Here is a 12,693-nt window from a genome sequence, read left to right on the forward strand (position 1 = left end):
TCGAGACGATAGTGTGTCTTCCGACCAGTGGATATCTGTTTCCCCTAGACGGAATGCCGAGGAGTCTCATGGCCAGCACCGACGCCCCCATCACCCTGGATCTGCCCGAGGGGGTGCTGGTCACCGGCGAGCTGCGTCCGGGCTACGACGAGATCCTCACCCGACCGGCCCTCGAGCTCGTCGCGCAGCTGCACCGCTCCCTGGAGACGCGACGGCAGGAGTGCCTGGCCGCCCGCGCCGACGTGGTGCGCCGGGTCGCCGACGGCGAGGACCTGGACTTCCTGCCCGAGACCGCGCAGGTCCGCGCCGACGACACCTGGCGGGTCGCCGACCCGGCGCCGGGTCTGGTCGACCGCCGCGTCGAGATGACCGGCCCCACCGACCGCAAGATGACGATCAACGCGATGAACTCCGGGGCCAGGGTGTGGCTGGCCGACCAGGAGGACGCCAACACCCCGCTGTGGGAGAACGTCGTCGAGGGTCAGATCAACCTCCGTGACGCGATCAGCGGCACGATCTCCTTCACCTCCCCCGAGGGCAAGGAGTATGCCCTCACCACCACCGACCAGCAGCAGCTCCCCACCATCGTCATGCGCCCGCGCGGGTGGCACCTGGACGAGAAGCACATCACGGTCGACGGGCAGCGGGTCGCGGGAGGCCTGGTGGACGTCGCACTCTACTTGTGCGCCAGCGCCCAGCTGCAGCTGGACGCCGGCAAGGGTCCCTACTTCTACCTGCCCAAGATGGAGCACCACCTCGAGGCCCGCCTCTGGAACGACGCCTTCGTCCTCGCCCAGGACGCGCTCGGCATACCGCAGGGCACGATCCGCGCCACCTGCCTCATCGAGACCTATCCCGCGGCCTTCCAGATGGAGGAGATCCTCCACGAGCTGCGCGAGCACTCGGCCGGGCTCAACGCGGGGCGCTGGGACTACCTCTTCAGCGTCATCAAGACCTATCGCACCCGGGGAGCCGACTTCGTCCTGCCCGACCGGGCCGCCGTCACCATGACCGCCCCGTTCATGCGGGCCTACACCGAGCTGCTGGTGCGGACCTGCCACCGACGCGGCGCGCACGCGATCGGTGGCATGTCGGCCTTCGTCCCGGCCAAGGACGAGGAGGTCAACGCCGCGGCCTACGAGAAGGTCCGGACCGACAAGGAGCGGGAGGCGCGTGACGGCTTCGACGGGTCGTGGGTCGCCCACCCGGCGATGGTGCCCACCTGCCGGGAGGTCTTCGACGCCGTGTTCGGCGACCGGCCGAACCAGCTCGACCGCACCCGTGAGGACGTCCAGGTCCGCGCCGCCGACCTGCTGGACGTCGCCTCCACCCCCGGCGAGGTCACCGAGCAGGGGCTGAAGGCCAACATCGAGGTGGCCATCGCCTACCTCTCGGTCTGGCTCACCGGCCGGGGCGCCGTGGCCATCCACCATCTCATGGAGGACGCCGCCACGGCGGAGATCAGCCGCAGCCAGGTGTGGCAGTGGCTGCACCAGGGCATCACCCTGGCCGACACCGGTGAGAGGGTCACCCCCGAGCTCGTCCGACAGCTCACCGACCAGGTCCTGGAGGAGCTGCCCGGTGGCGCGGACGAGCACCGCGCAGCGACCGAGCTCTTCCTGCAGGTGGCCGTCGCCGAGGAGTTCGCCGACTTCCTCACCGTGCCGGCCTACGAGACCATGCCCTGAGTCCGTCCGCGCTGGCGGCTAGGGTGACAGGACGAGCCCGGACGGGGCCGTCGAGGAGAGTGACGATGACGCAGCACGAGCGGACAGTGAACGATCTCCTCACGGACCTGCGCGGATCGCTGCCGGCGCACACGCTGGTCACCGACCCCTCGCAGCGGGACACGTATGCCTGCGACGGGCTCGCGGCATACCGCGTCCGGCCCGGGCTGGTCGTCCTCGTCGAGGACGCGGAGCAGGTCGCGACCACGGTCAGGGCGTGCGCGCGCCACGGCGTGCCCTTCGTCGCCCGTGGCTCGGGGACGGGGCTGTCCGGCGGCGCCCTGCCGCACGCCGACGGGGTGCTCGTCGTCACCAGCCGGCTCCGCACGCTGCACGACGTCCGGCCGCAGGACCAGCGCGCCGTGGCCGACCCCGGGGTCATCAACCTCCAGGTCAGCCACGCGGCGAACCCGCACGGGTACTACTTCGCCCCGGACCCGAGCAGCCAGCAGATCTGCTCGATCGGGGGCAACGTGGCGGAGAACTCCGGCGGCGCGCACTGCCTGAAGTACGGCTTCACCGCCGGGCACGTGCTCTCCCTCGACGTGGTCACGCCCGAGGGTGACCACCTCACCCTCGGCACCGAGGCACCGGACGCCCCAGGCTACGACCTGCTCGGCGCCTTCGTCGGGAGCGAGGGCACCCTCGGGATCGCCACCCGCGCCACGCTGCGGCTGACCCGGCTGCCGCACGACGTGCGGACCTGCCTGGCCGGTTTCGCCAGCACCGACGAGGCCGGCGCGGCGACCAGCGCGATCATCGCCGCGGGCATCGTCCCGGCGGCGATCGAGATCATGGACGCCCTCGCGATCGAGGCCGCCGAGGAGGCGGTGTCGTGCGGCTACCCGGAGGGCGCCGGCGCGGTGCTGGTGGTCGAGCTGGACGGCCCCGAGGTCGAGGTGGCGCACGAGCTGGAGCAGGTGCGGCGGCTCTGCGACGGGCAGGGATGCTTCGAGTTCCGCGCCGCGACCGACGCCGCGGAGCGCGCCGAGATCTGGAAGGGCCGCAAGTCGGCCTTCGCGGCGGTGGGGCGGATCTCTCCCGACTACATCGTCCAGGACGGCGTGGTGCCGCGGACCTCGCTGCCGGAGGTGCTGCGCGAGATGGGGCGGATCTCCCGCGAGCGCGGCGTGCGGGTCGCCAACGTCTTCCACGCCGGCGACGGCAACCTGCACCCGCTGGTGCTCTTCGACGCGGCGCAGAGCGGCGCGACCGAGCGGGCCGAGGAGGTCTCCGGGATGATCCTGGACCTCTGCATCGAGCACGGCGGGTCGATCACCGGGGAGCACGGCGTGGGAGCCGACAAGGCGCGCTACATGCCCCGCATGTTCGGCGACCAGGACCTGGAGACGATGCAGCTCGTGCGCTGCGCCTTCGACCCGCAGCACCTGGCCAACCCCGGCAAGATCTACCCCACCCCCCGCATGTGCGGCGAGCGCCCGCGGGTCGTCCACGCCGCCGACGAGCCGGTGGTGGACGGCGCCGAGGTCTTCTGATGTCGGTGGTGGAGCGCCTCTCGGGGGCCTGTGCGGTGCGCCCGGCGGGCGAGGCCGACACGGTCGACGGGGTGCCGGCGCAGGCCGTGGCGCGACCGTCCTGCGCGGAGCAGACCTCGGCCTTGCTCGCGGCCTGCCACGCCGAGGGTCTCGCGGTCGTCGTCCGGGGCCACGGCAGCAAGCTCACCTGGGGGCGGGCGCCGGAGCGGGTGGACGTGATCCTCGAGACCGGCGCTATGGGCGAGCTGGTCGAGCACTCCCGCGGCGACCTGGTCGCGACGGCGGGTGCCGGTATGCCGCTGGCCCGGCTCGGCGACCTGCTCGCCGAGGGCGGGCACCAGCTCGTCGTCGACGACCTCGCCGCGGGGCGCGGTGCCGACGGCGCGGGCTCGACCCTGGGGGGCGCGGTGGCCACCGGGCTGTCGGGGCCGCGGCGCCTGTGGGCCGGGCCGTTGCGCGACCTCGTCATCGGGGTGCGGCTGGTGCTCGCCGACGGCACGATCGCCCGCAGCGGCGGCAAGGTCGTCAAGAACGTCGCGGGCTACGACCTGGCCAAGCTGCTGACCGGTTCCTACGGCACGCTCGCCGTCGTCACCGAGGTCACCGTGCGGCTGCACCCCCTCCCCCAGGAAGAGGCCACGGTGCTCGCCCGGGTCCCCCATGACCGCCTCGGCCCGGCCCTGGCCCCCCTCGTCGCCTCCCAGCTCGCGCCCCGCACGCTGGAGGTCTCGGCACGGCCCGGGGCCGACCCGCTGCTGAGCATCGGGCTCGGCGGCTCGGTCGAGGGCACCCGGGAGCGGGCGCAGACGCTGGCGGCCGAGCTGGGGTCGCCCGACCTCGCCGGCCCGTCGGTGGCGGTGGTCGGCCCGGAGGGCCCCCCGGAGAAGACGGCGCAGCTCCTCGCCGACGAGACCGGAACGCACGGGACCGCCACCGACGAGACCGACGCCGACCATTCGGCCCGTCCGACCCTGGTGCGCGCCACGAGCCGGCTCAGCGGCATACCCGAGCTGGTGCGGGAGGCCACGGACCGGGGGTTCGCGGTGACCGGTTCGGCCGGGGTGGGGGTGCTGCACGCCCGGCTCCCCGAGGGCACCGCCCCGGACGCGGTCCGTCGCGCCGTCGAGGAGGTCCGTGCGCTCACCCTGCGGCTGGGTGGCTCCACCGTGGTCCTGGACGCACCGCCGGCGGTCAAGGCAGGGCTCGACGCCGAGGCCACGTGGGGTCCCGTGCCGGGTCTGGACCTCATGCGCCGGGTCAAGGCCGAGTTCGACCCCGTGCGCCTGCTGGCGCCGGGCCGTTTCGTGGGAGGACTGTGATGAGCACCGAAGGCCACACCCACCTCGGTATGCCCCGGGTTCGGGGGAGCGAGTCCGCCGTGCTGGCGCAGCCGCCTTCGACGCGCTGCGGCCGCCCGACCCGGACCTGCTCGACGACTGCGTGCACTGCGGCTTCTGCCTCACCACCTGCCCCACCTACCAGCTCTGGGGCGAGGAGATGGACAGCCCGCGCGGTCGCATCGACCAGATCAGGGCCGCGGCGCAGGGCGCGCCCCTCACCGCCGCGACGGTCGGCCACCTGGATGCCTGCCTCGGCTGCATGGCCTGCGTGACCAGCTGCCCGTCGGGCGTGCAGTACGACCGCATCCTGGAGTCGACCCGGGCCCAGGTGGAGCGCCGCGTCACCCGCCCGCGACGGGACCGCGCGCTGCGGCGGCTGATCTTCTCGCTGTTCCCCTACCCCACCCGCCTGCGGGCGCTGCGCGGCCCGCTGCGCGCCGCCCAGCGCTCCGGTGCGCTCGGCCTGGTGCGACGCAGCGGCCTGGTCGGGCGCGTCAGCCCCGAGCTCGACGTCATGCAGTCTCTCGCCCCGCCGCTGGGCCCGCGCGTCACGGTGCCCGAACGCACCCCTGCCGTCGGGACCCGCCGGGCCGTGGTCGGGATGCTCACCGGGTGCGTCCAGCGGGAGTTCTTCGGCGACGTCAACGCCGCGACCGCCCGCGTGCTCGCGGCCGAGGGCTGCGAGGTGGTCGCGCCCGCGCGCCAGGGCTGCTGCGGCGCCCTCTCGGTGCATACCGGCCGCGAAGAGGAGGGCATCGGCTTCGCCCGCCGGCTCATCGACACCTTCGAGGAGGCCGGCGTCGAGACCGTGGTGGTCAACTCCGCGGGATGCGGGTCGACGATGAAGGACTACGTCCACCTGCTCGCCGACGACCCGGCGTATGCCGAGCGTGCCCGCGCGTTCAGCGACCGGGTGCGCGACCTCGCCGAGTTCCTGCACGAGCTGGGACCGGTCGCGCAGCGCCACCCGCTGCGCACCGGCGGGCTGGGTGGGCCCGAGCTGACGGTCGCCTATCACGACGCCTGCCACCTGCGGCACGCCCAGGGCGTGGTGAGCGCGCCGCGCGAGCTGATCCGGGGCATACCCGGGGTGGAGCTGGTGGAGATCCCGGACGGCGAGATCTGCTGCGGGTCGGCGGGGGTCTACAACATCCTCAACCCCGAGCCGGCGACCGAGCTCGGCGACCGCAAGGCGGCCTCCATCCTGCGCACCGGCGCCGAGCTCTTGGTCACCGCCAACCCGGGGTGCCTCATGCAGATCACCCAGGCGCTGGAGCGGGCCGGGCGGCCCCTGCCCTTCGTCCACACGGCCTCGCTCCTGGACGCCTCGATCCGTGGGGTCCCGGTGCGCTGACGCCCCGTCGCCTCACGCGCCCACGGGGGTGCGCGCGTCGCGGCGGAGCGCCCACACGACGAGCCCCACCAGCAGGGCGAGCAGCGCCACGAGCTGGAGCAGCCCGAGGTTGAGCCCCACGCCATAGATCCACAGGTAGCTGAGGGCGCCGCCGGCGAGGCAGTAGTAGGCCGTGACCAGGGCGGTCTTGCGGATGAGGTCGCCCTCGCGGCCCAGCAGCCCGACCGTCGCGGAGGCGGCGACGATGTTGTGGATCGCCACCGGGTTGCCACCGGCACCACCGATTGCCTGGGCGGCGACCACGCTCTCCGGCGCCACCCCGATCTCCTCACCGGTCGCGAACTGGAACAGCGAGAAGGTCAGGTTGCTCACCGTGTTGGAGCCGGCCACGAAGGCGCCCAGCGCACCGATCCACGGCGCGACGAGCGGCCAGTTGGAGCCCGCCACCGCCGCGGCGCCCTCGGCCAGGGTGACCGGCATGGAAGCCAGGCCGGACTCGGTGAACTCGGGACCGGAGCGGATGAGCAGCCGCACGAGGGGCACCGCGAAGAGCAGCGCGACCCCGGTACCGAGAATCTGCCGACCGGCGACGGACCACGTCTGCCTGATCTGTCGGGCGCTCATGCGGTGCAGGGCGTAGGTGAGCAGACAGGTCAGGATGAAGACCGTCCCCGGGCTGTAGAGCCACTGCCAGGTCGTCGAGATCCCGGTGCCGAGCAGGTCCTCGAAGGGGAGGGTCACCGCGGGGTTCTCCGAGCGCAGCGCCGCGGTGAGCGGCTCCACCAGCCGCGTCGCCAGCAGCAGCAACGCGATGAGGACGTAGGGCACCCACGCCGTCACCAGGCCCATCCGACGGGTGTCCAGGTCACCGAGATGGTCGGTGTCCAACGTGCCCATCCAGCGCTCCTGCCAGCCGGACCGCGGCCCGAAGTCGAAGGTGTGCTCCCGGTCGGGCATGAGGAAGCCGCGCGAGGAGGTGAACATCACCAGCGCGAGCCCGGCCAGCCCGCCCAGGAGCGAGGGGAACTCGGGGCCGAAGAACCGGGCGACGAGCACCGAGGGCACGGTCATCGCGACCGAGGCGTAGAGGGCGAAGGGCCACACCTTCAGCCCCTCGGCGAAGCTGCGTCGCTCGCCGAAGAACCCGGTGAGGAAGACCGCGATGAGCAGCGGCACGAGCAGTCCGACGACCGCATGGATCGCCGCCACCTGGAAGCCGATCTCGGCGATGAGCCCGTCGTAGTCCAGACCCAGCTCGCCGGCGCGCTGCTCCACCCCGGCACCGCCCTGCAGGCCGGTGCCCACCCCCACGATGATCGGCGTACCGACGGCCCCGAAGGAGACGGGGGTGGACTGGATGATCAGACCCACCATGACCGCAGCCATCGCGGGGAAGCCCAGCGCCAGGAGCAGCGGGGCGACGACCGCGGCGGGGGTGCCGAAGCCCGAGGCGCCCTCGAGGAAGGACCCGAAGAGCCAGCCGATGATGATGGCCTGCACCCGGCGGTCCGGGGAGATCGCGGTGAACCCGGAGCGGATGGTGGCCATCGCCCCGCTGGAGATGACGGTCGCCAGGAGCAGCAGGGCGCCGAAGACGATGTAGAGCAGCGTGACCGCGATGATGAAGCCCTCGAGTGTCGCCGCGACGACGGCGGTGGGGCGCATCTGCCAGACCACGAGCGCGATGACGACGGTCACGGCATACCCCACCGGCATGGCCAGCTTCGCCGGCCACCGCAAGCCGGCGAGTAGGACCCCCACGACGACGATCGGCGAGATCGCCAGCAGGCTCAGCACAGCCAGGTTGTCCACGTCGACACCTCTCCTCGCAGGGCGACGCCCCCTCCTCGGCGCGCCGTCACCTGGGCGCACTGTAGCCCATGACCGACCCGTCGCGCTGGCGACGGGCCCGAGGCCGTCCGGATGCGCCGGTAGGGTGCACACCATGGAGGATCGACCACGCCTCGGGTATGCCCCGGTGGCGGACGACCGGGCCGATCCAGGCGAGGTGGTATGGGCCTGGGTGCCCTTCGAGGAGGACGCCTCCCAGAGCAAGGACCGGCCGGTGCTGGTCATCGGGCGCGAGGGGCCGCGGCTGCTCACGCTGCCGCTCACCGGCCAGGACCACGACCGGGACGCCGCTCAGGAGGCTGCGGCGGGCCCCGAGGTCCGCAGGCATCTCCCCGACCTGTGAGGGCTGCGGTCACCCGTCGGCCGACCGTCGCCGACGGTCGAGGCGACCGACGCGGTGCGCCACCCACCCGGCGCCGAGCAGGCATACCGTGCCCGCCGTGACGCAGGCCACCGCCAGCGGGGCGAGGAAGGTCAGGCCGGAGAGCAGCAGCGGGGTGCCCGACCCGCCGAGGTCGCCGGCGAGGCGGAAGCCGCCGAGGTACTGCGCCCGGTCCTGCTCGGGCGCGGTGTCCGCGCCGAGCGTCATGACGATGCCCGAGCCCAGGCCGTTTCCGACCGCCATGAGCAGGGCGAGGAGGGTGAAGCCGATCAGGCCCTGGCTCAGCGGCAGGAGCAGCACCCCGGCGCCGATGAGCAGCACCACCGTGACCGCGACGACGCTCCTGCCGTAGCGGTCCATCACCCAGCCGGCGGGGTAGAAGAGCAGGATCTCCAGGAAGGCCGCCAGCCCGAAGACGAGGGAGGTCGTCGCCGCGGACACGCCGATCTGCTCGGCCCAGAGGGGCAGCAGGGTGATCCGAAGGGTCCGGGCCCCGGAGATGACGACCACCGCGCTGCCGACCGAGGCGAGGGTTCGCCGGTGCTCCCAGATCACGGAGAGCACCCGGGTCGGGGCCGGCGTGCCGGGGGTCTGTTCGAGACCAGCGGTGAGGTCGGGCGCGGCCCGCACCACGAGCGCGGCCATGAGCCCCATCGCCGCACCGAGCCAGAAGACGGACGACACCTGGCCCGTGGCGCCGATGAGCACACCGCCCGGCACCGGCCCGACGAAGCCCCCCATCCGGTGGCTCCCGCCCAACGTGGACATCGCCCGGGCGCGAAGGTGGACCGGCGCCACGACGATGAGGAAGCCCTGACGGGCCAGCAGAAAGACGCTCCAGGCCATCCCCGTGACGACCACCGCGACCGCGAGCACCGTCAGCGTGGGTGCCAGGGCTGCGGCGACCATCGCCGCCGCGTCCACCAGCCCGGCCACGATGAGCGCGCGGCGCTCGCCGAGCCTGGCCACCAGCGCCCCCGCGGGCAACGACCCGAGCAGGCTGCCGAGGCCGAGCAGCGCCACGACGAGTGCGGCCTGCCCGACGCTGGCCCCCAGGTCGCGGGCGTGCAGCGCCAGGACCGGGTGACGGCGCTCAGGCCGACCGCGTTGACGATGCTCGGGGCGAAGCCGGCAGGGCGATGTCCCGCAGCCGGAAGGCGTCCTCGTGCCGCGGCACCGACCCCCTCCTCTCATGCGTGCGGGCCGGACACCTGGTGGTGTCCGGCCCGCTCGTCCGGTGGAGCTGAGGGATTCGAACCCCTGACCCCCTCCATGCCATGGAGGTGCGCTACCAACTGCGCCACAGCCCCGGGGTGGCCCCGTGAGGACTGGACTACTTTACCCAGCGCCCTGGGCAATCGCCAAATCTCTGGTCAGGGCACGGGGTGGGCGATCGTCGGCACCGCGTGGGCCTCCGGGACCCCCACGTTCCAGGCCTCGAGGCGCCATCCGGTGGCGTGCTCCACGAGCTCGGCCCAGTGGCAGTTGCGCAACCCGACGAGGGCCTGCGAGGCCTGTTGGAAGTCCAGGCCGACGACGGCGCAGACGAGGGCGCGGGACGCCAGACCGTGGGAGGCCAGCACGGCCGGGCCGTGCTCTGGCAGGTCGGCGACGACCTCCTCGAAGACCGCCCGGGCACGGGCCGCGACATCGGCCACCCGCTCCCCCGTCTGGCCCCGGACGACGTCCTCGCCGCGCTCCAGCGCCTGCTGCGCCTCGGGGTCGCGGGCGAGCACCTCCTGGTGGGTCAACCCCTGCCACCGGCCGACGTGGATCTCCCGCAACCGCGCGTCCGGCTCGGCCCGCAGCCCGGTCCGCTCGGCCAGGCAGGTCGCCGTCTGGACGGCCCGGGTCAGGTCGGAGGTCACCAGGCGCACGGCCCCCCGCGCGGCGAGCACCTCGGCCGCACGCTGGGCCTGCTCGCGACCGCGGACGGAGAGCTCGGTGTCCAGCTGGCCCTGGTAGATGCCGCTGGCGTTGTGCTCGGTCTCGCCGTGCCGCCAGACGATGACCCGCCGCATACCTCAGCTCTCGCCGGCAGGGGTGCCGGGCTCGGGGAGCAGCACGGGCGGGCAGTCCTTCCAGAGCCGCTCCAGGGCGTAGAACTGCCGGTCCTCGGCGTGCATGACGTGCACGACGATGTCGCTGAAGTCCAGCAGCACCCACCGGCCCTCGTGCTGCCCCTCGCGGCGGAGCGGCTTGGCCCCCAGTTGGAGCAGGCGCTCCTCGACGGCGTCGACGATGGCACCGACCTGCCGCTCGTTGGGCGCCGAGGCGATGACGAAGACGTCGGTCAGGGCGAGCTGGCCGGAGACGTCGAGACCGACGACGTCCTGCCCCAACTTGTCCTGCGCCGCGGCCGCGGCGGCCTGGGCGAGCTCGATCGCACGCTGCGTGGCCCTCACTCACGGTCCTTCCGGTAGAGGTCGTACTTGCCGATGTACTGGACGACGCCGTCCGGCACGAGATACCAGACCGGGTCGCCCTCCGCGGTGCGCTCGCGGCAGCCGGTGGAGCTGATCGCCATGGCGGGCACCTCGAGCAGGGTCACCTTGTCCTCGGGGAGCCCCGCGTCGGTGAGCACGTGGCCCGGGCGGGTGACCCCGACGAAGTGGGCGAGGTCCCACAGCTCGTCCACGCCCTTCCACGACAGGATCTGCGCCAGGGCGTCCGCGCCGGTGATGAAGAACAGCTCGTCGTCCGGCCGCTCCGCCCGCAGGTCGCGCAGCGTGTCGCGGGTGTAGGTCGGACCGTCCCGGTCGACGTCCACCCGGCTGACCGTGAAGGACGGGTTGGAGGCGGTCGCGATGACGGTCATGAGGTAGCGGTGCTCGGCGTCGGTGACCTTGCTCGCGTCCTTGCGGTAGGGCTGGCCGGTGGGCACGAAGACCACCTCGTCCAGGCCCAGCAGGTGCGCCGCCTCGCTCGCGGCCACCAGGTGGCCGTGGTGGATGGGATCGAAGGTCCCACCCATCACCCCCAGACGCATCAGTGCTGGGTTCGACCCATGTCGGGGTCGTGCTTGCCGTCCGCGACACCGTGCGGGTCGAGCGCCAGCGTGTTGCGGAAGGCCCAGAGGAAGGCCAGCAGCAGCAGGAAGGCGAGCATCGCGAAGACGCCGAACATGATCGGCGGGAACGGGAGCTCGTTGACGATGTGGTGGCCGCCTTCCTCGGCGGCCGCGACGAAGAACTGCGCGGGCGTCATGGTGACACTCTACCTCCGCACCGGGACGGCTCGGCGTCAGCGCACCTGCCCGTCCCCCTCGACGACCCACTTGGTCGTCGTGAGCTCGGGCAGCGCCATCGGGCCGCGGGCGTGCAGCTTCTGCGTGGAGATCCCGATCTCGGCACCGAAGCCGAACTCGCCGCCGTCGGTGAACCGGGTCGAGGCGTTGACGAGGACCGCTGCCGCGTCGATCTCGGTGGTGAAGCGTCGTGCCGCTGCCCGGTCGGCGGTGACGATCGCCTCGGTGTGGCCGCTCGTGTGCTCCTGGATGTGGGTCAGGGCCGCGTCGAGGTCGTCCACCACCCGTGCCGAGATGTCCAGGGAGAGGAACTCGGTGTCGTCGTCCTCCTCCGTGACCGGCTGGTATGCCGCCCCGGCGGCCTCGGCATACCCCTGTACGTCCACGTCGCCGTGCACGGTGACGCCGGCGGCGGCGAGCTCACGCATGATGGGCGGCAGCACGCGCTGCGCCGCGTCCCGGTGCACGAGCAGCGACTCCGCGGCGTTGCAGACCGAGGTGCGGTGCGTCTTGGAGTTGGTGACGATCGCCGTGGCCATGTCGGTGTCGGCGCTGGCGTCGACGTAGACGTGGCAGTTGCCCACCCCGGTCTCGATGACCGGGACCGTGGACTCGGTGACGACCGTCCGGATGAGGCTGGCGCCGCCGCGCGGGATCACCAGGTCGACCAGACCCCGGGCCGTCATCAGCGCACGCGCCGCGTCGTGGCCGCCCTCGGACAGCAGGTTGACGGCGTCCGGGCTGATGCCCCGCTCCCGGAGCGCGTCGCGCAGAATCGTGACGAGGGCGGCGTTGGTGGACCCGGCCGCCGACCCGCCGCGCAGGATGACCGCGTTGCCGCTCTTGAGCCCGAGGCCCGCGGCGTCGACGGTGACGTTGGGGCGTGCCTCGTAGATCATGCCGACCACGCCCATCGGCACCCGGACCTGGCGGATCTGGAGGCCGTTGGCCAGGGTCGACCCACGGACCACCTCACCGACGGGGTCGGGCAGCCCGGCGACCTGGCGCAGGGCATCGGCCACCGTGCGCACCCGCTCTTCGTCCAGGGTGAGCCGGTCCAGCAGGTTGGCGGCCAGGCCCCTGTCCTGGCCCCGGCGCAGGTCCTCGTGGTTGGCCTGCACGACATGCGCGGCCCGCGCGTCCAGCGCGTCGGCCAGGGCCAGGAGGGCGGTGTCCTTCTCCGCCCGGGTCAGCAGCGCCAGCTCGCGTGCGGCGACCCGCGCGGAGCGGGCGACCGCGGCGACCTGCTCGGTGACGTCAGGGGCGATGGTGACGGTCATGTGCTGCTCCTGCGGG

The 12,693-nt window shown here is 73.0% G+C and carries 11 protein-coding genes, 1 tRNA gene and 1 pseudogene; 5 read left to right on the forward strand and 8 right to left on the reverse strand.

Translation table 11 applies throughout. The features are described from left to right. The first annotated feature begins 68 nt into the window (after positions 1–68). The 4 genes from aceB (at position 69) to BJF86_RS10180 (ending at position 5,917) form a co-directional block, all read left to right on the forward strand. Positions 69–1,688, forward strand: coding sequence for a malate synthase A (aceB, locus tag BJF86_RS10165; RefSeq protein WP_075818690.1), 1,620 nt, complete (start codon positions 69–71; stop codon positions 1,686–1,688). A 65-nt stretch (positions 1,689–1,753) separates the two neighbouring features. Next, entirely contained in the window at positions 1,754–3,223 is a 1,470-nt protein-coding gene (locus BJF86_RS10170; protein ID WP_075818692.1) for an FAD-linked oxidase C-terminal domain-containing protein, read from the forward strand. A gap of 8 nt (positions 3,224–3,231) precedes the next feature. Then, positions 3,232–4,542: an FAD-binding oxidoreductase gene (locus tag BJF86_RS10175; RefSeq protein WP_237768167.1), complete on the forward strand. Its 1,311-nt coding sequence runs from the start codon at positions 3,232–3,234 to the stop codon at positions 4,540–4,542. A gap of 121 nt (positions 4,543–4,663) precedes the next feature. After that, positions 4,664–5,917: a (Fe-S)-binding protein gene (locus BJF86_RS10180; protein ID WP_237768168.1), complete on the forward strand. Its 1,254-nt coding sequence runs from the start codon at positions 4,664–4,666 to the stop codon at positions 5,915–5,917. Positions 5,918–5,929: 12 nt separating this feature from the next. Here BJF86_RS10180 and BJF86_RS10185 read toward each other — a convergent pair whose 3' ends face one another. After that, positions 5,930–7,729, reverse strand: coding sequence for an L-lactate permease (locus BJF86_RS10185; protein WP_075818696.1), 1,800 nt, complete (start codon positions 7,727–7,729; stop codon positions 5,930–5,932). Positions 7,730–7,862: 133 nt separating this feature from the next. Here BJF86_RS10185 and BJF86_RS10190 point away from each other — a divergent pair, with 133 nt between their 5' ends. Then, positions 7,863–8,111 carry a hypothetical protein gene (locus BJF86_RS10190; protein ID WP_414819944.1) on the forward strand — a complete coding sequence of 83 codons (249 nt, stop codon included), beginning with the start codon at positions 7,863–7,865 and terminating at the stop codon, positions 8,109–8,111. A 9-nt stretch (positions 8,112–8,120) separates the two neighbouring features. On the opposite strand, the gene BJF86_RS10195 is transcribed toward BJF86_RS10190, so the two are convergent. From BJF86_RS10195 to BJF86_RS10225, 7 genes and pseudogenes are all read right to left on the reverse strand, one after another. Continuing rightward, the gene (locus BJF86_RS10195; RefSeq protein WP_075818699.1) at positions 8,121–9,344 is read right to left on the reverse strand and encodes an MFS transporter; all 1,224 of its coding nucleotides are present in this window, start codon (positions 9,342–9,344) and stop codon (positions 8,121–8,123) included. Between the two features lie 44 nt (positions 9,345–9,388). Beyond that, positions 9,389–9,460 (reverse strand) — tRNA-Ala (locus tag BJF86_RS10200). A 63-nt stretch (positions 9,461–9,523) separates the two neighbouring features. Next, entirely contained in the window at positions 9,524–10,171 is a 648-nt protein-coding gene (locus tag BJF86_RS10205; RefSeq protein ID WP_075818701.1) for a histidine phosphatase family protein, read from the reverse strand. Positions 10,172–10,174: 3 nt separating this feature from the next. Next, positions 10,175–10,555 (reverse strand): ribosome silencing factor, encoded by a 381-nt coding sequence (gene rsfS, locus BJF86_RS10210; protein WP_075818702.1) that lies wholly within the window; start codon positions 10,553–10,555, stop codon positions 10,175–10,177. Then, positions 10,552–11,124, reverse strand: a complete 573-nt coding sequence (gene nadD, locus BJF86_RS10215; protein WP_028131138.1) for a nicotinate-nucleotide adenylyltransferase — start codon at positions 11,122–11,124, stop codon at positions 10,552–10,554. The genes rsfS and nadD overlap by 4 nt, the downstream gene beginning before the upstream one ends. A gap of 14 nt (positions 11,125–11,138) precedes the next feature. Beyond that, positions 11,139–11,357, reverse strand: coding sequence for a hypothetical protein (locus tag BJF86_RS10220; RefSeq protein ID WP_075818704.1), 219 nt, complete (start codon positions 11,355–11,357; stop codon positions 11,139–11,141). Positions 11,358–11,393: 36 nt separating this feature from the next. Then, positions 11,394–12,683 (reverse strand): annotated as a pseudogene (locus BJF86_RS10225) (glutamate-5-semialdehyde dehydrogenase); the annotation flags it as partial. Positions 12,684–12,693: the final 10 nt, after the last annotated feature.

The sequence above is a fragment of the Serinicoccus sp. CNJ-927 genome, from assembly GCF_001942435.1.
Lineage (GTDB): Bacteria > Actinomycetota > Actinomycetes > Actinomycetales > Dermatophilaceae > Ornithinicoccus > Ornithinicoccus marinus.

Coding starts and splice junctions, on each gene's coding strand:
- aceB (WP_075818690.1), top strand. CDS start 69: ATGGCCAGCACCGACGCCCCCATCACCCTGGATCTGCCCGAGGGGGTG.
- BJF86_RS10170 (WP_075818692.1), top strand. CDS start 1,754: ATGACGCAGCACGAGCGGACAGTGAACGATCTCCTCACGGACCTGCGC.
- BJF86_RS10190 (WP_414819944.1), top strand. CDS start 7,863: ATGGAGGATCGACCACGCCTCGGGTATGCCCCGGTGGCGGACGACCGG.
- BJF86_RS10195 (WP_075818699.1), bottom strand. CDS start 9,344: ATGAGAGGAGGGGGTCGGTGCCGCGGCACGAGGACGCCTTCCGGCTGC.
- BJF86_RS10205 (WP_075818701.1), bottom strand. CDS start 10,171: ATGCGGCGGGTCATCGTCTGGCGGCACGGCGAGACCGAGCACAACGCC.
- nadD (WP_028131138.1), bottom strand. CDS start 11,124: ATGGGTGGGACCTTCGATCCCATCCACCACGGCCACCTGGTGGCCGCG.
- BJF86_RS10220 (WP_075818704.1), bottom strand. CDS start 11,357: ATGACGCCCGCGCAGTTCTTCGTCGCGGCCGCCGAGGAAGGCGGCCAC.